16 protein-coding genes are annotated in these 22,395 nt (G+C 73.3%); 5 read left to right on the top strand and 11 right to left on the bottom strand.

The annotated features are described in order from the left end of the window. Window positions 1–44: 44 nt before the first annotated feature. The 3 genes from OHA21_RS08725 to OHA21_RS08715 are packed head-to-tail and all read right to left on the bottom strand — an operon-like array spanning window position 45 to window position 2,008. Window positions 45–671, bottom strand: a complete 627-nt coding sequence (locus tag OHA21_RS08725) for a hypothetical protein (RefSeq protein ID WP_328472011.1) — start codon at window positions 669–671, stop codon at window positions 45–47. A 21-nt stretch (window positions 672–692) separates the two neighbouring features. Continuing rightward, entirely contained in the window at window positions 693–1,076 is a 384-nt protein-coding gene (locus tag OHA21_RS08720) for a DoxX family protein (protein WP_328472009.1), read from the bottom strand. Then, a complete protein-coding gene (locus OHA21_RS08715; RefSeq protein ID WP_328472007.1) occupies window positions 1,073–2,008 on the bottom strand; it encodes an RNA polymerase sigma-70 factor in 936 nt (311 codons plus the stop codon). Before OHA21_RS08715 ends, OHA21_RS08720 begins: the two co-directional genes overlap by 4 nt. A 96-nt stretch (window positions 2,009–2,104) precedes the next feature. Here OHA21_RS08715 and OHA21_RS08710 point away from each other — a divergent pair, with 96 nt between their 5' ends. After that, window positions 2,105–5,095: an AfsR/SARP family transcriptional regulator gene (locus tag OHA21_RS08710; RefSeq protein ID WP_328472005.1), complete on the top strand. Its 2,991-nt coding sequence runs from the start codon at window positions 2,105–2,107 to the stop codon at window positions 5,093–5,095. Here the strand turns inward: OHA21_RS08710 and OHA21_RS08705 are convergent. From OHA21_RS08705 to OHA21_RS08695, 3 genes are read right to left on the bottom strand one after another with little or no spacing between them, the layout of a single operon-like run. Further along, window positions 5,071–5,853 carry an ABC transporter permease gene (locus tag OHA21_RS08705; protein WP_328472003.1) on the bottom strand — a complete coding sequence of 261 codons (783 nt, stop codon included), beginning with the start codon at window positions 5,851–5,853 and terminating at the stop codon, window positions 5,071–5,073. The genes OHA21_RS08710 and OHA21_RS08705 overlap by 25 nt on opposite strands. After that, on the bottom strand, window positions 5,850–6,770 hold the full coding sequence (locus OHA21_RS08700) for an ABC transporter ATP-binding protein (RefSeq protein ID WP_328472001.1): 921 nt from the start codon (window positions 6,768–6,770) through the stop codon (window positions 5,850–5,852). Before OHA21_RS08700 ends, OHA21_RS08705 begins: the two co-directional genes overlap by 4 nt. Window positions 6,771–6,807: 37 nt before the next feature. Then, window positions 6,808–7,179: a MerR family transcriptional regulator gene (locus OHA21_RS08695; protein ID WP_328471999.1), complete on the bottom strand. Its 372-nt coding sequence runs from the start codon at window positions 7,177–7,179 to the stop codon at window positions 6,808–6,810. Between the two features lie 60 nt (window positions 7,180–7,239). Here OHA21_RS08695 and OHA21_RS08690 point away from each other — a divergent pair, with 60 nt between their 5' ends. Together OHA21_RS08690 and helR are read left to right on the top strand one after the other, a co-directional pair. Then, the gene (locus OHA21_RS08690; RefSeq protein ID WP_328471997.1) at window positions 7,240–8,016 is read left to right on the top strand and encodes an endonuclease/exonuclease/phosphatase family protein; all 777 of its coding nucleotides are present in this window, start codon (window positions 7,240–7,242) and stop codon (window positions 8,014–8,016) included. Window positions 8,017–8,156: 140 nt separating this feature from the next. Further along, window positions 8,157–10,274 (top strand): RNA polymerase recycling motor ATPase HelR, encoded by a 2,118-nt coding sequence (gene helR, locus OHA21_RS08685; RefSeq protein ID WP_328478343.1) that lies wholly within the window; start codon window positions 8,157–8,159, stop codon window positions 10,272–10,274. Here the strand turns inward: helR and OHA21_RS08680 are convergent. Together OHA21_RS08680 and OHA21_RS08675 are read right to left on the bottom strand one after the other, a co-directional pair. Continuing rightward, window positions 10,271–14,575 (bottom strand): hypothetical protein, encoded by a 4,305-nt coding sequence (locus OHA21_RS08680; RefSeq protein WP_328471995.1) that lies wholly within the window; start codon window positions 14,573–14,575, stop codon window positions 10,271–10,273. The genes helR and OHA21_RS08680 overlap by 4 nt on opposite strands. 65 nt (window positions 14,576–14,640) lie before the next feature. Next, window positions 14,641–14,958: an MmyB family transcriptional regulator gene (locus OHA21_RS08675; RefSeq protein WP_328471993.1), complete on the bottom strand. Its 318-nt coding sequence runs from the start codon at window positions 14,956–14,958 to the stop codon at window positions 14,641–14,643. Window positions 14,959–15,174: 216 nt separating this feature from the next. On the opposite strand from OHA21_RS08675, the gene OHA21_RS08670 reads away from it, so the two are divergent. Continuing rightward, entirely contained in the window at window positions 15,175–16,146 is a 972-nt protein-coding gene (locus OHA21_RS08670) for an aldo/keto reductase (RefSeq protein WP_328471991.1), read from the top strand. On the opposite strand, the gene OHA21_RS08665 is transcribed toward OHA21_RS08670, so the two are convergent. Together OHA21_RS08665 and OHA21_RS08660 are read right to left on the bottom strand one after the other, a co-directional pair. Continuing rightward, window positions 16,104–17,279 (bottom strand): NAD(P)/FAD-dependent oxidoreductase, encoded by a 1,176-nt coding sequence (locus OHA21_RS08665; protein ID WP_328471989.1) that lies wholly within the window; start codon window positions 17,277–17,279, stop codon window positions 16,104–16,106. The genes OHA21_RS08670 and OHA21_RS08665 overlap by 43 nt on opposite strands. 85 nt (window positions 17,280–17,364) lie before the next feature. Further along, entirely contained in the window at window positions 17,365–18,267 is a 903-nt protein-coding gene (locus OHA21_RS08660) for an RNA polymerase sigma-70 factor (RefSeq protein WP_328471987.1), read from the bottom strand. 89 nt (window positions 18,268–18,356) lie between these two features. Between OHA21_RS08660 and OHA21_RS08655 the strand changes: the two genes are divergently transcribed. Then, complete coding sequence (locus tag OHA21_RS08655; RefSeq protein WP_328471985.1) at window positions 18,357–21,068, top strand: FtsX-like permease family protein; 2,712 nt, start codon at window positions 18,357–18,359, stop codon at window positions 21,066–21,068. A gap of 84 nt (window positions 21,069–21,152) precedes the next feature. Here OHA21_RS08655 and OHA21_RS08650 read toward each other — a convergent pair whose 3' ends face one another. Next, on the bottom strand, window positions 21,153–22,349 hold the full coding sequence (locus OHA21_RS08650; protein ID WP_328471983.1) for an IS630 family transposase: 1,197 nt from the start codon (window positions 22,347–22,349) through the stop codon (window positions 21,153–21,155). Between the last annotated feature and the right edge of the window lie 46 nt (window positions 22,350–22,395).

Raw genomic sequence — 22,395 nt, 5'->3', positions numbered from 1 at the left:
GGCTCGACCGGCCTGCAACTGCTGCACCACGCCGACCGCCCTGTCTACCTGGACCGCCCGGGACGGGTCTGGAGATCCTGAGAGCCGGTCTCCGAACGCCGCCGGCGGGCGCCGATGATGCCCGCCGCCGCGGCGACGAGGGCGTAGACGGCGAAGGCGATCAGCGTGATGACTTCGAAGACCCGGCTCTGCACGTCGATCGCCAGCCGCGGTCCGAACACACCACGCGGGTCGGTGACCACCTGCATCTCGCTGCCCGGCGAGTACTCGACGGTGTCGCGGAACTCGCCCTCCAGCGGCTGCCCGTCCCGGTCGAGCAGCGTGTAGTTGTAGAGGCAGCGGCCCTCGCGGGTCTCCGCGCAGGTGGCGTCGCCGACGACGGCGGTCGCCGGGGTGCCGGCGGTACGCATGTACCAGTCGCCCGGCACCGCCAGCGCGGTCATCAGCAGCACCAGCGCCGGCAGGAACGCCACCCAGGTCGGCCAGGTCCGCCCGGCGCTGATCCAGTACAGGGCGAACGGCGCGGCGATGAACGCCGCCATCGGCACGGCGGCGATCAGCCACCACAGCCAGGTGCCGAGCGAGCCGGCCACCCCCACCACCAGCCACAACACGGCCGTACCGAGCAGGAGCGCCGCCACCTGGATCCAGGTCTGCCGCAACATGATCATCCGAGGCAATATAGAGGCGGGCTAGGCGGCGGGACCGAACCGCCCCCAGGCCACGAACAGGGCCAGCGTCAGATAGACCAGATCGGGGGCGATTGTCGCCCGTTCGCCGCGGCGCCAGCGCATGGTTGCCGCGCCGGTGAAGAGCAGGGCGACGCAGACGGCTGTCACCGGGACCATGATCGGGGCGATGTCGAGCAGCCGGGGCAGGATCAGGCCGGCCGCTGCCAGGATCTCCAGGGTGCCGATGGTCCGCAGCGCGCGGGGGCTGAAGTCCAGCACCCACTGCGCGGCTGTCCCGCCCATGGCGGCGATCTTCTCTCGCGGGACGACCATCTTCGAGGTGCTGATCAGCAGAACAGCAGCCAGCAGGCCGGCCACGATCCAGAGCCAGGCGTTGAGAGTCACGAATCCTCCGTTCGATGCGGGCGGCGGGCCTGATTGAACTCGCGGGACAGCGTCCACGCGTCCGCCACCGGGCCCAGATGGGCGAGTTTGTCGGGGTTCTGAATGATGCGGATCGCCTGGATCTGACCGTCGAGGATGTCCAGGGCGAGCGCGTTGAGCGCCCGGTCCTCCCGGTCCCGGACGACCGCGCCGGGCTGGCCGTTCACCTGGTGCGGCCGCACCGTGACGCCGATCCGGGCCAGCGGGCCGGCGATCGCGGCGAGCACCCGGGCGACGTGGTCCGGGCCGATGATCGGCTTCGGCAGGTTGGGCGCCTTGCCGCCGGCGTCGCTGGTCATCTGCACGTCGGCGGCGAGCAGTTCCCGCAGCGCGTCCAGGTCGCCCTCGCGGAAGGCGTCGAAGAAACGCTCGGCGAGCTGCTCACGTTGCCGGCGGTCGGCTTCGAACCGGGGCCGGCCGGCGTCCATGTGGCGGCGGGCCCGCACCGCGAGCTGCCGGCAGGCCGGCTCGGAGCGGCCGACAGCCGCGGCGATCGCCGGGTAGTCGAGGCCGAAGACCTCGCGCAGCACGAAGACGGCGCGTTCGAGCGGGCTGAGGCGTTCCAGGAGCAGCAGGGCGGCCATCGAGATGGAGTCGGCCAGTTCGGCCGAGCGCTCCGGGTCCTCGTACGGGTCGGCCAGCAGCGGTTCGGGCAGCCACGGCCCGGCGTACTCCTCGCGCCGGACGCGTGCGGACCGCAGCACGTTGATCGAGATCCGGGTGACCACGGTGGTGAGGAATCCTTTGACCGAGTCGGGCCGTGCCGGGTACGCCTGGAAGTCGAGCCACGTCTCCTGCACCGCGTCCTCGGCCTCGCTGACACTGCCGAGGATCCGGTACGCGATCGAGAACAGCAGCGGCCGCAACTGTTCGAACTCCTCAGCTCGCGTCATGCCGGGTTCCCCTTTCTGCTCTGTCACTGCTCTGAGTCAAATCAGCCCGGCCGTCTGTGACATCGCCGGCGGAATCGGCATCGATACGCTGAGGATGTGCCCGCCGACCTCGTCCTGCTGTCCCGAGTGGCTTTCCGGGGCCGGGAGATCGCGGGTCCCCGGCTGCAGGGTCTCATCGCGCTGCTCGCCGGCGACCTGCGCACCGGCTGCGGCACCGGCCGGCTGGTCGAGGGGCTGTGGCCGGACGAGCAACCGGAGAACCCGGGTAAGGCCCTGCAGATCCTGGTCTCCCGGGCCCGCTCCCAGCTCGGCGCCGACGTCATCGCGCGCACCCCGGGCGGCTACCGGCTGACCCTCGCCGAGGATCAGGTGGACTGCGCCGCCGTGCTGGTCCGGGCCGCGGCGGCGGCTCGCTGGTCGCGAGCCGGTGATCATGCGGCCGCGCTCGCGCACGCCGAAGCGGGCCTGGCCCGGTGGGACGCCGCCCCGCCCGCCTCCGAGCCGGCCGGCGATCCGGTGGCGGCGCTGCGGGCCGAACGCCGGACCGCCTACCAGGCGCTGGCGCGGGCCCGCGCGCTCGCCCTGGCCCGGCTCGATCGCCCGGCCGAGGCGGTGGGCCTCCTCGCTGAGCTGGCCGCCGACCGCCCGCGCGACGAGGAGATCCTGGTGGAGCTGCTGCGGTGCGAGGCGGCGACGGCCGGGCCGGCCGCCGCGCTGGCCCGCTACGACGACTACCGGCGGGGGCTGCGCGACGAGCTGGGCGCCGATCCGGGCACGGCGCTGCAGGCCGAGCACCGGCGGCTGCTGCGCGGTACGGCGCCCGCGCTCCGGCACGGCGTCGGGCACGAACCGAATCCGCTGCTCGGGCGGGACGCCGATGTGGCCGCGGTGGAGTCGTTACTGCGTACGTCGCGGGTGGTCTCGATCGTTGGTCCCGGCGGGCTCGGCAAGACCCGGCTCGCCAACGCCGTGGCGCGCCGGGCCGCCGCACGGACCGTCGTCGTGGTGCCGCTCGCCGGCCTCACCGACGGCGACGACGTTGCCGGCGAGGTGGCCGCGGCCCTCGGCGTACGCGAGCAGGCCCTGGCGACCGCGCTGGACGCCGGCCCGTCGCTGCTCGTGCTGGACAACTGCGAACACGTCGTCGCCGGTGTGGCCGCCCTGGTCCGCGACTGCGTGTCGGCCACCGCCGAGCTGCGAATCCTCACCACGAGCCGGATGCCGCTGGGCCTGTCCTCGGAGTCGGTACACCAGCTGCCCGAATTGGATCAGGCCACCAGCGCCCAGCTGTTCCGGCAGCGGGCGCGCGCCGCCCGGCCCGGCGCCGAACTGCCGGACGCGGCCGTGGCGGAGGTGTGCCGCCACCTGGACGGCCTGCCGCTCGCGGTGGAGCTGGCCGCTGCCCGGGTCCGCACCCTGTCGGTGCCGGAGATCGCCCGTCGGCTCGACGACCGGTTCGGCCTGCTGCGCGGCGCCGCCCGGGACGCCCCGCAGCGGCACCACACCCTGCACGCCGTCGTCGACTGGAGCTGGAACCTGCTCGACCCCGCCGGCCGGGCCGCGATGCGCGCCCTGTCGGTGTTCCCGGACGGCTTCACCGCCGACGCCGCGCAGCACGTGGTCGGCGGCGACGTGCTGCCGGTCCTGGAACAGTTGGCCGACCACTCGCTGCTCAAAGTGGTCGACACCCCGTCCGGGACCCGGATGCGGATGCTGGAGACGGTCCGCGAGTTCAGCGCCGCCCGGCTGACCGAAACGGACCAGGTCACGGCCGCCTTTCTGAAATGGGCGACAGCGCTCGGCATCGCCCACCACGCGGACCTGTTCGGCGCCGGCCCCTACGGCACCGTCGCCATGATCCGCGCGGAGCAGGAGAACCTGTCGCACGCGCTGCGGCTGGCGCTCGCCCGCGACGACCGGGCGTGCGTCGCCGCGGTCACCGCGTTGCTCGGCGGCCTGTGGAGTCTCGACGCCAACGGACCGCAGCTGACCGCTCTGATCCGGCAGACCGTCCGGCCACTGTCGCACTACCGCCCGGCGCCCGAGCTCGTCGAGACCACCCGGACCGCGCTGACCACGGCCGTGCTGTTCACCCTCGGTTTCGAAGGTCCCCGGCCGGGACGGGCCCTGGTCGCACTGCGCCGCCTCGGCCAGGCGCCGCCGGACACGGCCGTGCGGGCGGCCGGCCAGGTGCTGGGCGACCCGGCCAGGCTGCGCAAACTCTGTGACAGCACCGAGCCGCTGGTGGCCGGCACGGCGAACCTGCTGGCCAGCTGGACGACCGAAGGAAGCCTCGAGACGGCCCGGCAGGCGCTTGTCCGGTTCCGTGATCTGCCCTGGCTGTGCGCCCTCGCCCACTGCCGGATCGCCGAGCTGTCCCTGCACCGGGAGGACGGTGTCACCGCCCGCGAGCACCTGGCCGCGGCGCTGCCCGTACTGGAACGGCTCGGCGCCTGGTCCGAGGCCGGCGGCGTCCGGGCCTGGCTGGTCCTGGCCAACCTGCAGGCCGGCGACACCGTCGAGGCCGAACGCTGGCTGGAGGGCCTGCCGCCGGTCGCGCTCGACGACGACCAGGCCAAGGCCGCCGGCTACGACCTGGGCATCCGGGCCGAGGTACGCCTGGCGCGCGGCGAGATCGACGAGGGTCTGCGCCTGTGGCGCCGCGTCGTCGACCGGGTCGCCGGCGCCGGACCGGACCCGTGGGCGATCGAGGCGCAGGCGGTGGCCGTCGTCGCGCACGCCCGGCACGGCCGGCTCGACCTGGTCGCCGATGTCGCCGACGCGCTACCCGGCAGGCTTACCCATCTGCTCGAGCATCCGCTGGTCCAGCCACCGCCGCACGTGATCGAGCCGGCCCTGTGCGGCACCCTGCTGCTCGCCGTCGCCACCGCGGACCGGCCCGCCGAGACCTCGGCCCGGATGATCGCGCTGGCCGAGCGATTCGGATACCTGCGCAACTTCCATCCCACGATGTCGGCGGCGGCGAACCGGGCGGCGCGGGACGAGTCCTACGCCACCCTGACCGGGGACGAATTACGTGCGGCGGCACTCGACCTGCTGGGTCAGCGGGTGCGGTCCCGGTTGTAGAGCCACTTCGCCCACCCGTACCCCGCAATGGCGATGCCCGCGCACCAGCCCAGCGCAACCGGCGCGCTCGCGCTGACCGGGGTGCCCAGAAGGAGACCGCGCAGCGTCTCCATGATCGGCGTGAACGGCTGGTGCTCGGCGAACCAGCGCAGCCCGGCCGGCATCGAGTCGGCCGGCACGAACCCGCTGCCGAAGAGCGGCAACAGCAGCAACGGCATCGGCAGGTTGCTCGCCGCCTCCACGCTCTTCGTCGCCAGGCCCATCGCGACGGCCAGCCACACCAGCGCGAACGTCGTCGCGGTGAGCAGTCCGCCGGCCGCCAGCCACTCGGCGGCTGTCGCCCTGGGCCGGAAACCGACCAGCAGGGCCACGCCGACAACCACGGTGAGCTGCAGCAACGTCTGCAGGACGCTGCCGAGCACGTGCCCGGTCAGCACCGACACCCGCGCGATCGCCATGGTCCGGAACCGGGCGATGATCCCGGTGGTCATGTCCATCGCCACCGCGATCGCGGTTCCCTGCACCGCGCCGGCGATCGTGATCAGCAGGATGCCGGGGGTCACGTAGTTGACGTAGGCGGCCCGTCCGCCGCCGCTGAGGCCGTCACCGAGGGTGCCGCCGAGCACATAGACGAACAGGAGCAGGAAGATGATGGGTACGGCGAGCAGCAGCAGAACCGTCGACAGATTCCGCGACATGTGCCGCAGCTGCCGGCGCAGCATGGTCGCCGAGTCCCGCACCACATAGCTGCTGCTCATGCCGTCACCGCCAGGAACACGTCGTCCAGGTCCGGCGTGTGCACACTCAACCCGTCCACCTCGACGGCGGCCGCTTCCAGCCGGTCGAGCAGCAGCTTCAGCGACCGGACGTCCCCCTCACCCGGCACCCGCAGCACCAGCGGCTCCCCGCCCGGATCCGGTGCGACGCCCAGCACCGCGGCCGCCGCGGCCAGCTCGTGCTCGCTCGCGAACCGCAGCTCGACGTGCCCGCCCGGGACGAGGCGTTTCAGCTCCGCCGGGGTGCCCTCGGCGACGATCCGGCCGGCGTCGAGCAGGACGATCCGGTCGGCGAGCTGGTCCGCCTCCTCCAGGTACTGGGTGGTGAGCAGGACCGTGACCCCGGTGCCGACCAGGTCCCGCACGATCTGCCACATGTCGCGGCGGCTGCGCGGGTCGAGGCCGGTGGTCGGCTCGTCCAGGAAGATCACCCGCGGGTCGCCGAGCAGGCCCATCGCGAGGTCGAGTTTGCGCCGCATGCCGCCCGAGTAGGCCACCGCCGGCCGGTCCGCCGCCTCCCCCAGACCGAAGCGGTCGAGCAGCTCTCCGATCCGCCGCCGGCCCGTCGCCCGGTCCAGGTGGTGCAGGTCGGCCATCAACCGCAGGTTCTCCGCGCCGGTCAGGAAGTCGTCGACGGCGGAGAACTGGCCGGTCACCCCGATCACCGCCCGGACCCGGTCGGCGTCGCGGACCACGTCGTGCCCGCAGATGCTGACCTCGCCGGCGTCGGCGCGGATCAGGGTGGACAGGATCTGGACCGTCGTGGTCTTGCCGGCGCCGTTCGGCCCGAGCAGCGCGAAGACGGAGCCCTCGGGCACCCGCAGGTCGATTCCGTCGAGAACGAGGTGGCTGCCGTACGACCGGCGAAGCCCGCTCACCGCGATCGCTGTGTTCGTCATGGCCGTGACCCTGCCGCCGGGGCGGATCACGGCGGTTTCAGCGCGGTTTCACCGCCTCCGACGCGGTGCCGATCACCTCGTCGAGAACCTCGCGGGACCGGACCAGGTTGCCGATCAGGGTGTCGATGCGGTCCCGCTCGGCCAGCAGGTCGTCGACGAGCCGCTGGGTGGCGATCTCGCTGGGCCCGCCGTCCGTGTCGCGCATGCAGGGCAGCATCCCGGCGATGGTCCTGCTGTTGAGGCCGGCGGCGTAGAGGATCTGGATCCGGATCACCCGGTCGACGGCCCACTCCCCGTACTCCCGGTGGCCGCCGGGGGTGCGCTCGGAGGTCAGCAGCCCCTGGGTCTCGTAGTAGCGCAGGGACCGCTCGCTCACCCCGCTGCGCCGCGCCAGCTCGCCGATCCGCATCGTTTCACCGTACGTGGGGCCGGGGAGGTTAGCCCCATGGCCGACAACACACTTCGAGCGATGACGTGGAACCTCTGGTGGCGCTTCGGTCCGCGCTGGGACGACCGGCAGCCCGGCATCCTGGCCACTCTGGACCGGCTCCGGCCGGACTTGGTGGCGTTGCAGGAGGTCTGGGCCGGTGACGGCACGAGCCAGGCGCATCAGCTCGCCGAGGAACTGGGCATGCACGCCGTGTTCGCCTCACCGTCGTACCCGCCGGCGCCGGACCAGGCCGGCTTCGATCTGGGCATCGCCGTGCTCAGCCGCTGGCCGATCCTCGACCACGAGGCCCCGGTGATGCCGGCCCGGCACCGCAGCTGGGACCCGGTCGCGCTGACCGTGCGGGTCGAGCATCCGGCGGGCCCGCTGCCGATCGTGGCGGCCTGCCTGGACTACGGCGTTCCGTACACCGACGACCGCATCGCGCAGGGCGACTTCATCGCCGGCCTGGCCACCGACCCGCGCTTCGACGGGCCGTGCCCGGTACTGCTGATGGGCGACCTGAACGCCGCGGTCGACTCCCCGGTGCTGCGCGGCGTCGGCGACGTGCTCACCGACGCCTGGATCGCGGGTGGTGGCGCCCCGGACGCGATCACCCTGCCGTCGACCCACCCCTCGGCGCCGCTGGAGGCCGGCCCGCAGATGGTCGATCAGCGCATCGACCACATCTTCTTCCGGCCCGGCCGCGAAGACCAGCACGTGCTCGTGGAGGGCGTGCAGATCGCCGGCGACCCGATCGGCGGCATACACCCCTCCGATCACCGGGCAGTCGTCGCCGACCTGCGCTGGCGCGGCTGATCAGGGCAGCAAAAAAGGGAGCCACCGCTCCCTCCATTTCTAAGCTATAGCAGAGTGGGGGGCTTGCCGCAAGACCCGGGTCAGGGCGCAAAATCGCTGCTCATAGGCGACCTGGATCGGAGCTCAACCGCGTGAACCCACTGACCACCAGCGTGTTCCACCTTCCGGAGAACCTGGCCGCGAAGGCCGAGCCGGCGTTGATCGCCGAGGACGAGAAGCACTTCGCGGCGATGGCCGCGAGCCTGGAGCAGACGTACGCCGATCTCACCGCCCGCCTGCACGCCGCGCGCCAGGCGCCGGCCGGGGAGCTCGGGCACGCCGTCGAGCGGGACAACGAGGTGCACCGGTTGACCGCGCGCCTGCGTACGCTGCGCCGGTTCGGTCTTGATCTTTGTCTGGGGCACATGGTGCCCGCGGACGGATCGCCGCCGGTGTACATCGGGCGGCTCGGCCTGACCGACGGCGAGGGTGGCCGGCTGCTGCTCGACTGGCGGTCGCCGGCCGCCGAGCCGTTCTTCGGCGCCACCCACGCCAACCCGATGGGCCTGGTCAGCCGCCGCCGGTACCGGTGGACGCGGGGCCGGATCACCGACTACTGGGACGAGGTGTTCGCCGCCGACGAGTTCGAGGGGCACCACGCCTCGCTCGACGACCAGTCCGCGTTCATCGCCAGCCTGGGCACCAACCGTTCGCCGAAGATGCGTGACGTGCTCGGCACCATCCAGGCCGACCAGGACGCGATCATCCGGGCCGGGTCGCAGGGCGCGCTGATCGTGGACGGCGGGCCGGGCACGGGCAAGACCGTGGTGGCCCTGCACCGTACGGCCTACCTGCTCTACCACGACCCGCGCCTGAACCAGCGCCGCGGCGGCGTGCTGTTCGTCGGCCCGCACCAGCCGTACCTGAACTACGTCGCCGACGTGCTGCCCAACCTCGGCGAGGAGGACGTGCAGACCTGCACGCTGCGCGATCTGGTCGCCGAGGGCGCTACCGCGGCGGGCGAGACCGACCCGGAGGTGTCCCGGCTGAAGTCGTCGGCCGGGCTGGTCCGGGCGATCGAGGCGGCCGTGCGGTTCTACGAGGAGCCGCCCGCCAAGGGCCTGACCGTCGAGACCGAGGACGCCGACATCCGGGTGACCGCCGCGGACTGGGCGCTGGCGTTCGAGGCGGCCGAGGCCGGCGTCCCGCACAACGAGGCCCGTGAGCTGGTCTGGGAGGAGCTGCTCACGATCCTCGCCGACAAGCACGAGGTGTCGCTGCGCGGAAACCGGGATCTGCGTACGGCGTTCAACCGTGCCTGGCCGCTGCTGGAGGCCGCCGACGTGGTCGCCGACCTCTGGTCGGTCCCGGCCTACCTGCGCAAATGCGCGCCCTGGCTGAGCACCGACGAGATCCGCGCCCTGCAGCGCCCGGACCCCCGGGCGTGGACGGTCGACGACCTGCCGCTGCTGGACGCGGCCCGCCAGCGGCTCGGCGACCCGGAGGAGACCCGCCGCCGGCACCGCCACGAGGCGGCCGTCACCGCCGAGCGCGAACGCAAGCTGCGGGTGGTCGACGACCTGCGCGAGCACGCCGACGACGAGTACGGGATGGGCCTGCTCAGCATGCTGCACGGCGAGGACTTCCAGGACGTCCTGGTCGACTCGGCCGCGCTGGGCAGCGCCGAACCGGACCTGCTGGCCGGCCCGTTCGCGCACATCGTCGTGGACGAGGCGCAGGAGCTGACCGACGCGCAGTGGCAGATGCTGCTGCTGCGCTGCCCGTCGCGCAGTTTCACCATCGTCGGCGACCGCGCGCAGGCCCGGCACGGGTTCACCGAGTCGTGGCGGGAACGCCTGGCACGGGCCGGGATCGAGCAGGTGGAGCTGGCGTCGCTGAGCATCAACTACCGCACGCCTTCGGAAGTCATGGCGGCAGCGGAACCGGCCATCCGGGCCGCCCTGCCGGACGCCAACGTGCCGACCTCGATCCGCAGCAGCGGTGTGCCGGTCCGGCACGGCCCGATCAGCGAGCTGGACGCAATCCTGAACGCCTGGCTGGCCGCGAACGAGGAAGGGATCGCCTGCGTCATCGGCCACCCGGCGTTCCCCGGGACCGACCGGATCCGGTCGCTGACCCCGGAACTGTCCAAGGGCCTCGAGTTCGACCTGGTCGTGGTCGTCGACCCGGACGACTTCGGCGTCGGCATCGAAGGGGCGGTGGACCGGTACGTGGCGATGACCCGGGCCACCCGGGAACTGGTCGTGCTGACCGGTTAGAGGGTGCGCAGCAGGTCCTCGACGGCCGGGTGGGCTTCGGCCAGCTCGGCCGCGAGGGCCGGATGATCGGCGAGCAGCGGAGCCACCGCGGTCAGGCGGGCGGTGAGGTGTTCGCGGTCCGCTGCGGTCGACCACCAGGCGCGTACGGCGGTCAGCAGGGTGTCGCGCGCGCCGGTGGCGACCAGGGCCCGGCCCACCTCCTCGGCGGCAAGCGGCTCCTCGGCGGTGCCGTCGACAGCGTCCAGCACGGCGAGCGCCTCGGCCGCTTTCGTTGCGGCGGAGGCGCCACGGGCCAGCCGGGCCAGCGCGACCGCCCGGTAGGTGGCCGCCTCGATCGAGCGGGCCAGCGTCTCGGCGGCTTCGTGTTCGCCGGCGGTGATCAGGGCGTCGAGCACCGCCAGGTGCTCCTCGGGCCGGGACTCGCGGTCGGCGGCCGGCAGCAGGTGGATCGCGGCGAGCGGTTGCCCGTCCTCGGCCAGCTGCTGGGCCACGGCGGCCCGGGCCGCATCGCCCGTCCAGTCGTCGGGCAGCCCGTGCAGGGCCCGCTCGACGTCCCCGCCCGCGGCGAACTCGGCCCGCACGGCGGCCCGGACCCGGTCCCCGCGCCAGCCCAGCCCGGCCGCCGCCACGTCGGCCCTCGCCAGCAGGGACGTCGCCTCCAGCGGCCCGCCACGCCTGCGGGTCTCCGCAGCCAGCATCCGGAACGCGACAGCGCCGTCGTAGGCGTCCACATCGATCAGCTCACTCGCGAGACGCACCGCCCGCTCGGGACGTCCGAGGCGGAGCAGGCACCGGCAGACGTCCGGCCAGGGAGTGGGCCGGAATCCGAACGTCTCGATCCGGCTCAGCTCGGCGGCCGCTTCGTCCAGCACTGCGCCGGCACGCTCGTCCTCTCTGCCGATCAGCCAGTCGGCCACCAGGATCAGAGCCTCGGCCCGCTGCTGCGGATCGTCGACCGCCCGCGCCTTGGCGAGCACCTCCTCGAGTCCGGGGTCCAGCGCGATCAGCCGGCTGACTGCCCAGCGGCTGTTCTCGGCGTCGACCAGCTGGCGTGCGCGGGCCGTCTCGCCCGCCGCGAGCAACGCCTCGACCAGGTCAAAAGACGCCTCGTCGGCCAGGTCCCACGCGCGGGCGGCGATGAGGATCCGCAGCCGGCCGTCGGCCAGCACATGGTCACCCGGGCGCCAATCGCTGACCCGCAGTTCCCGGTGCACCTCGGCGAGCAGTTCGCCGGCGGCGGCCGAGTCCTCGTCGGTGAGCCGGGCGGCGCGGGCCTCGGCCACGGCAGCCACCGCGTGGATCCGGGCGTACCGGTCGGTCAGCCCGCGGGCGACCCCGAGGGCGCGGTCGTCGTCCCCCTCCGCCGCGATCTTGGCGGCCACGGCGCACCGGATCCGCTGCTCGTTCCGCACGTCCTCGAGGGGGTCGTCCGGCCTGGCGAACGACACCCGGCTCGACGTCTCCGCCTCGGCCCGGGCGGTCTCGTCGGCCAGCTCCAGCGCGTCGTCGATCCGCCCGAACTCCAGGTGGAAGCGGGCCAGGGCCTCGAGCACCCCAGGCCGTTCCGGCGGGGTCAGGGCGCGGGCCAGCGTAAGTGCGTCGTCCAGCCGGCGGGCCACCATCAGGGGGGTGATCAGCTCAACGGCGTACAGGTTGAACTGGGTCGTCCCGCCGGGCTCGGGGTGGTGGATCGAGGCGAGGCCGACATCGAGCAGCCATCCACACATCTCTTCCAGCCGGTCCTGCTCGCCGGCGACGTCCAGCATGGTGACGATCCCGGCCAGGAGCGGAACGTCGGGCTGCGGCACGGTCCGGATCTCGTCGACGGCCACCGCCCGCGCCGCGGCGGCGCGGGACTCGTCGCCGAGGGCCGACCATGCGGTCGCCATCCGCGAATGGAATTCCGCGGCGGCATCCGCGCTGCCGAACTCCGGGCTCTCCGCCAGCCCGGTCAGCAGCTCGGCGGCCAGCTCCTTTCCGGTCGGCGACCGGGCCAGCTCGGTGGCTGCCGTGATCAGATCCCAGCCGTGGCCGAGAGCGCCGGCCGCCTCGCGAGCCAGCGACTCGGCGCCGATGTCCACCGCGACCCCGACGAGCATGGCCAGCGCGGCGCCGCGATCCGGATCGTCGACCCGCTCGTTGAGCTGCCCCAGCAGGTCGTCGAGCAGGCGGCTGACGTCGTCGTCGGCGCCGGCCCGGTGGAGCAGCATGATCAGCCCGCCGAGCCAGGTCACGAGATCCGTCAGCCCGGACGGCCGCTTCATCAGGCTCTCCAGGAGCTCCAGCGTCGAGGCGTACACCCCGGCGCCCCGGCTGAACGCGCCGCCACAGCTGCCCAGCACGATCGCGCCGGCCTGCCGCTGCTCGTCCGGATCCACCACCTGAGCAGCGGCGACGACGGCCAGATCGATCAGGTGCGCCACGTCGTCGTCCTCGGCGTCGGCCCGGCCGAGCGCGGCCGCGATCCGGGTCAGGACCAGGACCCGTCGCAGCGGTCTGCTGATCAGGTGCGCGAGTTCGACCGCCCGGTCGACGTCGCCGGTCAGGGCCATCGCGAGGTAGCCGCTGTCCGGGTAGGCGTCGGCATGGCTGGACAGGCTGTGCCGCAGCAGCGAATACCGCCACAGCCGGGGCAGCAGCGCCAGGGCCTCGTCGCCGGTCACGCCGGGTCGCGCGGCCGCACGGCGGCCCGCGTCCAGGTCCGCGCAGAGTGCGAAGGTGCTGGGATCCAGGTCGGCGCGGCCGCGCACCCAAGCCGGGTCGTCGAGCGTCGCGAACAGCTCCGCCCACAGGGCGCCGGCTTCCAGGTGGTCGATCAGGTGATCGCGGGCGTACGCCTTACGCGCCTGTTCCTCCGCCCGGTCCCCTGCGGTCTGCGCCCAGATGTCACCGGCTCCCAACCGCCGGGCCAGCCTTCCGTGCGCCTCGACCGGGTCGACGTGCAGCGCGGCGGTGTCCGGGTCGGCGCGGGTGCCCGGCGCGGTCATGAACTCGGCGAACGTGGCGTGGTACAGCTCGTACCGGTCGCCGCGCCGGTCCAGGAACTGGCTGAGCTGGTCGACGGCGGCAGCGACCTCGGCGTGCCGCACCGGGGTCCCGCTGAGTCCGGCCAGCTGATCGATCGTCAGCGGCCCGAAGGCGACACACAGCGTCTGCAGCAGCGGCCGGAGCACAGCCGGCCAGGCCTCGACCGGCAGCATCGCCCCGCTCGCCGGATCCTCGACGAGCACCGAACGGCTGCCCGGCCCGGCCCGCAGCCGGCGCAGGAAGAACGCGTGCAACGCGATCAGGTCGCCCGGCAGGTCGTCCAGGCTCAGCAGCGCGGCCAGATCGCCCGGCTCGGCCCGGTCCGCGGCCCGGCCGAGTGCGTCGAGGTAGCCGAGGTTGCCGTCCGCCTTGTCCACGACGTCCGCCACGAACCGCTCCCGCTCGCCGCCGTCCACGAGCTCAGCGGCCAGGGTTCCCGCATAGGTACGCAGGTCGGAGCGGACCCGCACGTCGGCCGCGTCGATCCGCACCTCGCGCACCGCCTCGCCGTGCCGGTCGGCCAGCCGCCGCAGCGCGCTGTCCGGCCGCGACGCCACCACCACGCGCACGTTGCCGGGCAGCGCGGTGGCGTCCAGCCAGGCCGTCAGCGACTCACCCGCGTCGGGGGCGCCGGCCAGTTCGTCGAGCGCGTCGACGAGGACCACCAGCTGACCGGCCGGGTCCAGACGGGCCAGCACCCGGGCCGGGTCGAGCAGTGCCATCGCGGACAGGTCGGCCAGGTCGAGGCGGCGCGGGTCGGCCACCCACTCACCGACCCGTACGCCGGCGACCGCCCCGCCGGCCGCCTCGACCTGCTGATGGACCTCGATCACGGCCTGATGAAACGGCGAACCCAGGATGCGCTGCACCTCGGCGGCCACCACGCTGCCGTCCTCGCCGACCGGCCCGATCCGCTGGTCCACGGTGATCCGCACCTGGTCGGCGGCGAGCAGCTCGGGCCGCGCCGCCGCCAGCTGGAAGCCGATCCGCAGCAGGAACGAGCGGGCGCTGCCGTCGGCCAGCGGCGCCCGCTGGTCGCGGCGCAGCAGGTAGACCGGCCAGTGCGGATGATCGTCGGCGAGCTGGGCGAGCAGGCCGCTCTTGCCGGCACCGGGCTCACCGGTGAGCAGCACCAGCCGGCACTGCGGGTCGTCGAGCGCCGCGGACACCTCGGCGGCGAGCCAGTCACGGCGGGCGAAACGGGGAGCGCCGACGTGCCGGCGCACGGTATCCCGGAACATCAGGTCGTCGAACCCGCCGGCCGGCTCCACCATGCCGCACTCCATCCGTGGAACCCGAAGTCTAGGCCGGTCGCGCCACGGATCGGTGGTCCTGTCGGCTAGTGGCCTGTCCCGGCAGCGAACTCCTCGGTGCCGAGCACGCGCAGCAGTTCCAGCCGTTCCCGGGCCGCGGTGTCCGCCGGTGTGAACACCAGCAGCTGCTGGCCCAGATCCGGGGTGACCAGGGTTTCGCAGTCCATCAGCAGCGGGCCGACCCGCGGATGCACCAGCGTCTTCTGGTCGGCCCGGCGCACCGCCACCTCGTGCTCGTCCCAGAGCCGGCGGAAGTCGGCGCTCGCCGCCCGCAACCGCTCGACCAACCCGGTGACCGTGGGATCGCCGGACCGGCGGCCGGCCACCGCGCGCAGATCGGCCACCTCCTGCGCAGGCCCGCGGTGCGCCGGCGGGGGCCGCCGGTCAGGCCGACCTCGGCCGGGCGGATCGCCTCCCGGCGGCGGCGCAGGAAGTCGGCGAGCTGGTCACGCTGCATGCACCCATGCTGCCCCGCGGGATGTACCACCAGCCAGGGAGCGGCTCTCCCACGATGAACGCTCCGCTCCCGCGCCGCCGCGAACCCGCGCAGGCTTCACCGCATGCAGACACGAACTCACGGCAGCACGTTGGGACTCGGCGCGATGGGCATGTCGGGTGAGGCGTACGGGCCGGCCGACCGGGCGGAGGCCATCGCCACCGTGCACGCCGCGCTCGACGCCGGCGTCACCCTGATCGACACCGGCGACTTCTACGGCATGGGGCACAACGAGCTGCTGCTCGCCGAGGCCCTGCGCGGGCGGGACCGGGACAGTTACCAGCTCAGCGTCAAGTTCGGGCAGCTGCGCGGGCCCGGCCACGTCTTCGGCGGTCAGGACGGGCGGCCCGGGTCGGTGAAGAACTTCCTCGCGTACTCGCTGACCCGCCTCGGCGTCGACCACATCGACGTCTACCGGCCGGCCCGGCTCGACCCGGACGTGCCGATCGAGGACACGGTCGGCGCGATCAAGGAGATGATCGACGCCGGGTACGTGCGGCACGTCGGGCTGTCCGAGGTCGGCGCCGCCACGATCCGCCGGGCGCACGCCGTGCACCCGGTCGCCGACCTGCAGATCGAGTACTCGCTGCTGTCCCGCGCGGTGGAGGCCGAGGTGCTGCCGGCGTTGCGGGAGCTGGGCATCGGGATGACCGCGTACGGCGTACTCGGCCGGGGCCTGCTCGCCGGGGACTGGACGCCCGGGCGGGCCGGGGACATGCGCAACGTGAGCCCGCGGTTCGCGGCCGGGAACGTGGAACACAACCTCGCGCTGGTCGACGCGCTGCGACGGGTCGCCGCGGCGCACGGATGCACGGTCGGCCAGCTGGCCATCGCGTGGGTGGCGGCGCAGGGCCCGGACGTCGTTCCGCTGGTCGGTGCGCGTACCCGGCAGCGGTTGTCCGAAGCCCTGCCCGCCGCGGACCTGAAGCTGACCGCCGAAGCCCTCGCCGAGATCGAGGAGGCCGTGCCGGCGGGCTCGGCCCGCGGCGACCGTTACCCGACCGCCTTCATGGCCGCGCTCGAGGTCGGCAACTGAATCCGGCGGCGGCGGGTCGGCAGCAGAACGGTCGGGTGCGCGATGCTCCAGCCCGCCCCCGCGCAGACCAGCTCCTTCATGCGGGCGGCCAGGGCACCCGTGACAGCGGTCGACGTGGCCCGGTCGTCGGCGGTGACCACCTGGATGATGCCGTCGCGGCGGCCCAGGCTGATGCACTGCGAGAAGTAGCGCACCGGGGACTTCGGAAGGCTGCGGCCGGTCAGACGGGCGGCGATCGAGTCGGCCGCCTGCCAGGCCATCGGGATGCCGGAGGCGCACGACATCCGCAGCGGCTTGCCGCCCGGGCCGTCCGTGATGCCGGCGTCGCCGACGGCGTACACCTCGGGGTGTGACACCGAGCGCATGGTCGCGTCCGCCACGATCTGGCCGTTCGCCGCGACCTGCAGGGCGCTGGCGGCGGCGATCGGGTGGGTGGTGAAACCGGCGGCCCAGACCGTCAGGTCGGCCGGGATCCGTCCGCTGCCGGTGCGCACGCCGTCCGCCTCGACAGCGGTGATGGCGGCGTGCTCGTGGACGGTGATGCGGAGCCGTCCGAAGACGGTCCGCAGGTGCCGCTGCGCCTTGTCGCTGAGCCAGTCGCCGACGCCGTCGCGGGCGGCGATCGCCACGGTCAGGTCAGGCCGGGACTCGGCGATCTCGGTGGCCGCCTCGATGCCGGTGAGGCCGCCGCCGGCGACCAGCACGGCCGAGCCCGGAGCCAGGCCGGAGAGCCGCTCACGCAGGCGCATCGCGGCGTCCAGACCGGCGAGGGGGTACGCGTATCCGGCCACCCCGGGCACGCCGTGATCGTCGCTCGTGCTGCCGAGGGCGTAGACCAGGGTGTCGTAGCCGAGTTCCCCGTCGTCCAGCTGCACGGTCCGGTTGCCGGCGTCGACTGCGGTGACCCGCGCCTGGCGTACCGTGACCGGCGTGCCGGCGTAGACGTCGCTCAACCGGCGCCGCGGCAGGTCCTGCCCGGCCGCGACCTGGTGCAGCCGGACCCGCTCGACGAACTCGCTGTCCGCGTTGACCAGCGTGATCTCGGTGTCGGCGGCGTGCAGGCGGCGGGCGAGGCGGCCGGCGGCGTGGGTCCCGGCGTACCCGGCCCCGAGAACGACGATGCGGTGCTTCATGGCGGTGCTCCCGTCTGTGTGGGCGTGCTCGCCTCCTGAACCGGACAGCGGCACGATCCCTGACAGGTACGGGCTATGACCTGGCTCACCAATGCTCGGTGACGCGGGCCAGCTTCCCGGGGTTGGCCTGGATGTGCAGCGCGGCGATCCCGTCCGCGGTGACTTCGAGGGAGATCACCCCGATCACCCGGCCGCCGGTCACCGCCACCACCGCCGGACCGTCGTTGACGACGGCGGCGTGCAGGGTGACCTCGGCGCCGACGAACCGCTCGGCGACCGTGGGCCGCAGCGAACTGCGCACGAACCGGGCGATGGCCAGGGCGCCGACGATCGGGGTGGTGCGGGCCGGCACCTCGCCGCCGCCGTCGGCCACGCTGACCGCGTCGCCGGCCAGCTGCCGCACCAGCGCATCCACGTCGCCGCTGAGGGCCGCGGCCAGGAACTCCTCGGCGATCCTGCGGGCCTCGGCGGCGTCGATCGCCCGGCGGGACCGTCCGGTGGCCAGGTGCTGCTTGGCGCGCCGGTAGATCTGCTGGCAGTTCGCCTCGGTGAGGTCGAGGATTTCGGCGATGCCGGCGTGCGGGTAGCCGAAGGCCTCGCGCAGGACGTACACCGCCCGCTCGTGCGGGGACAGCCGCTCCATCAGCGCGAGCACGGCGATGGAGACCGACTCGCGCTGCTCGACGGTCTCGGCCGGGCCGAGCATCCGGTCGCCGGCCAGCACCGGCTCCGGCAGCCACTGCCCCACGTACGTCTCCCGGCGGGCCCGCGCCGAGCTGAGCTGGTTGAGGCACACGTTGGTGAGCGCCCTGGTCAGCCAGGCCTCGGGCGTCTCGATGTGCTCGCGGGCGGCCGCCTGCCAGCGCAGAAAGGTGTCCTGGACCGCGTCCTCGGCGTCGCCGGCCGAGCCCAGCATCCGGTAGGCGATCGCCTCCAGGCGGCCCCGGGAGCGCTCGAACAGATCGACCTCACGCGAACTGAGCGACATCGCGGCCCAGGCTAGCTCAGACCTGTCGTACCTCCGGCATATAGTCAGCCCTCGCTACGCGGCGAATCTACGGGGGAGGTGGCGCGCGGATGAGGCTGACCCTGCGCCGGGCCCGGGCGTTCGCGGGTCATCTCGCCCTGCTGGCCGTCCTGGCCTTCGCCGCTGCCGTGCTGGTCAGCGCCTTGCCCAGGGCGGCCAATACCCTCACCGACCAGGGGCTGCGCGCCGATCTCGGTGCGCTGCCGGCGGTCACCCGTGATCTGGTCCACCGGGCCGGGTCCTCGGTTCCGTTCGAGGTCCCGCCCGCCTCCGCCGCCGCGAGATTGCCGGCATGGGAGGCGGGGCTGCCGGCGCCGTTGCCGGGGCTCGTGCGCGACCGCTGGTTCTCGGCGACCACCGGGCCGACCGACATCCGGCCGTCCGGCCCGCCTCCGTATTCCGGAAGCTGCCGTCCGGAGGTGCGGCTGCGCTACCAGAGTGGCTTCGACACCGCGCTGCGATTGATCTCCGGGCGGCTGCCCCGGCCTGCGGCGACCACCGAGGTGCTGGTCACGACGGATGCGCCCGGGCTGCGGCCCGGTTCCACGCTGCGGCTCGAGAGCAACACCGGGTCGGCGCCGGTCACGGTCGTCGGCGTCTTCCAGCCCGACGACGCTGCTTCGGCGTACTGGGCGGCGTCGGCCACCGAGCCGATCGGCTGCGTGGATCCGCGCGAGGGCATGACCTCCCGGATCACCCTGCTCACCGACATCGCCGGGATCACCCGGGCCGGGCGGGCCACCGGGGTGCTGGCCTACGAGTGGCGTTACGCGCTCGCCGTGGAGCGGGTGCGGGCCGCCGACCTGGCGTCGATCTCCCGCGCGGTGAGCACGGCGCGGCGTGCCGCGCCGGCAGCGCAGGCCTCGCTGATCACCGGCCTCGATACCGCGCTGGCCGGCTTCGAGCGACAGCTGCGCGGGGTACGGGCGATGCTCGCGGTGGTCCGTGCCGGTCTTCTCGCCACCGTGGCCGGGTTGATCGTGCTCACCGCACAGCTGGTCGTCGACCGGCGGCGGGCGGAGTTCGCGCTGCTCCGGGCGCGCGGGGCAGGGACCCGCGTGGTGGTGGGGCGGACGTTGCGGGAGACCGCGCTGGTCGTACCGGTGATGGTTCTCGGTGGCCGCCTGCTCGCGCAGCTCGTGCCGGGCCGGCCCGACCCGGGAGACGGGATCCTGCTCGCCGCCGTCGGTCTGCTGGCGCTGTTCGCCACCCCTCTGTTCGCGGCCCGACTGCCGTCGACCCGTTCGCCGTCTGCCTCCTCGCCCGCTGCCCACTCGTCCTTCGTAGATTCGTCTTCCGCGGCCTTGCTCGCCGGTCGTGGTGGCGCGGGCTCTGCGCGGCGGCTCTGCGCGGAGTTGTTCGTGCTGCTGTTGGCGGTGCTCGGCGTGGTGTTGGTCCGGCAGCGCGGGCTCGCCGCCGCCGACGGCGTCGACCCGTACCTGGTGTCGGTCCCGGTGCTGCTGGGAACGGCTGCGGCTCTGCTCACCGTCCGCTTGCTGCCCTGGCCGCTGAGCCGGCTCGGGCGGGTGACCGCCCGAGCCCGCGGCGCCGTGCCGTTTCTCGGTCTGGCTCGCGCCGGCCGCGGCTCCCCGGTCCAGTTCTGGCCGCTGGCGGTCCTGGTCGTCGCGGTGGCGACCGGTGTGTTCACCGCCTCCGTCAGCGGGACTGTCAGCGACGCCCGCGACCGCGCCACCGATCAGGAGACGGCCGCCGACGCCCGCGTCGACGGCTTCGCGTTCGCCCCGGACACGACCCGTGCCCTCGCGGCGGTCCCCGGCGTCGACGCGGTCGCCCCGCTGGTGCTCTCCTCGGGGACCGGCCTGACCGGCGCGTCCGGTGAGCCGGTGCAGGCCCAACTCCTGGTCATCGACGGCTCCGCGGCGGCCCCCGTCCTGAGAGCCGGACTCCCGGCGGTGCTCACCCGACCGCCCACCGCCGACCCGGCACCGGCCGACGGTCCCGTGCCGGCCGTCGTGTCACCCGAGGTCGCTGCCGAGATCGGTTCCGGCGGCATCGTCGACGTGCAGGGCCGGCGCTACCGGTTCCGCGTCGCCGCTGTCACCGGCTCTCTGCCCACCCTGCAACCCGGTGCCCGCCGTTTCATCGCGCTCCCTTCGCAGGCGCTGCCGGTCCCCGGATTCCAGCCGCTGATCCCCAACCGCTTCCTCGTCTCGGGCGACGGCTTCTCCACCGATGCGCTGCGCGTGGCCGGCGACCAGGGCCAGCAGGCGAACCTTGAGCGTGTCCTCGGCCGGCCCGTCACGCCGGACGAGCTGGCCCGGCCCGCCACAGTGACCACGTGGTCCGCCCACCGCGCCGCTCTCGGCCGCGGAGGTGTCAACGGCGTGCTCGCCTTCGCCTACACCACGGGCGCTGCCGGTGCCGCCGTGCTCGCCCTGCTCGCCGTCGCCCTGTCCGTCCTCGCCGACGCCCCCGGTCGCGGCCGTTCCCTGTCCCGGCTGCGCACGATGGGCCTCTCCCTTCGGCAGGGCCGCCATCTGTTGATCTACGAGGTGGCGCCCTTGGTCGCGGCCGCCTTCGTGGCAGGCGGGTCGGTCGGTGTCCTGCTCCCCCGCCTGCTCGGCCCGGCCCTCGACCTGCCCAGCTTCAGTGCCGGCGTGACCGGCCGTTCCACCCTGGACCCGTTGCTGGTGCCGGCCGCGTTCCTGCTGCTCACGGCAGCCCTAGCGGTGGTGGTAGCGGTCGAAAGCCTGGCCAATCGCCGCATGCGCCTCGGCGAGGTCCTCCGCCTCGGCCCCTGAGCGCGCCCCACCGCGGCGGTTGCGGCCGTCTCATCCCCGCACGATGCCCCGACTAAGTGCTTGAGCTTGTAAATCCTTCGAGGGTTATGCGGCCAGGGCGAGTGGGGCAGGCTGGTGATCGCAGCCGGCGGGTTGCTGGGGGTTCTGCTCTTTCTGTTCGTGTCGCTCGATCCGGGCCATGAGGTCCTCGAGGTCGGCCGGGGTGAACTTCCATCTGAACGGCCGGGCGGTCGCGTTGTAGCGCTGCTCGAAGGCGGTGAGCCGGTCTTCGACCTGGTCAAGGCTGGTGAAGTCGTTGGGTGTGAGGACCTTGCGCTGGATGATCGAGAAGTAGATCTCGATCTGGTTCGTCCAGGAGGCGTGGACCGGGGTGTGGACCATGACCGCGTTCGGGAACCGCTTTGTGAGGCGGTCGGCCGCGGCCAGGCCGCGGTGAGACGAGCCGTTGTCGACCACCCAGAACACCCGCTTCGCCGACGCGTAGGGCTCTTGGGCCATGACCTGCTCGGCCAGGGTCATGAACGGGCCGATTCCGGTCTTGGGTGAGCAGTGTCCGAAGACGCGGGCCTGGTGGACGTCGTAGGCGGCCAGATAAGCGAGAGCGCCTTTGCGCTGGTATTCGTGGTTGACCCGCATCATCCGGGCGACGCCGGGCGGCAGGGTGGGGTGGCAGCGGCAGCGGGCCTGGATGCTGGTCTTCTCGTCGCTGGAGATCACATACTCGTCGTCGCCGAGACCGACGCCGTCGAAGGTGCGGGCGTAGAGGCCGAGCACCCGGCCGGCTTTGACAGCGAACCGCGGGTCGCGGATGAAAATCCAGGACTGGTGCTGCCAGGGCTTGATCGTGTCGTCGGCCAGGATCCGGCGGATGGTGGACGCCGAGATCGCCGCGACGATGCCCCGGCCGACGGCCTCGGCGGCCAGATCCGGACAGGTCCACTTCGACAAGGGTGTGCCGGTCTCGGCCGGCAGTTGGCAGGCCAGGGCTTTGACCTCGGCGACCTGGACCGCGGTGAATCGTGGTGGCCGTCCCGGCCGGGACCGGTCGGCCAGCCCGGGCAGGCCTTCGTCGGCGAACCTGCCCCGCCAGCGGCGCACCGTGTCGACAGTGACCTCGTGCCGGCGGGCGATCGCGGCGTTGGAGTGCCCGCGGGCGGCATCACAGACGATCCGGGCCCGGATAACCTGCTGGTATGCGGCGGTGTGGGAGTGGGCCAGGGCGGTGAGCCTGCGTCGTTCGGCAACGGTCAGGATGATCGGGCGTGCGTGAGGGACGGGCACCGGCCAGCTTCCATCGAAGATGATCTCGCTTGAGGGCCGGTCGAGG

Origin of the sequence: Actinoplanes sp. NBC_00393 (assembly GCF_036053395.1) — a bacterium.
In the GTDB taxonomy this organism is placed as follows: domain Bacteria; phylum Actinomycetota; class Actinomycetes; order Mycobacteriales; family Micromonosporaceae; genus Actinoplanes.
The sequence above is the reverse complement of the archived record's forward strand: the minus strand, read 5'-3'. Positions and strand labels throughout refer to the sequence as shown.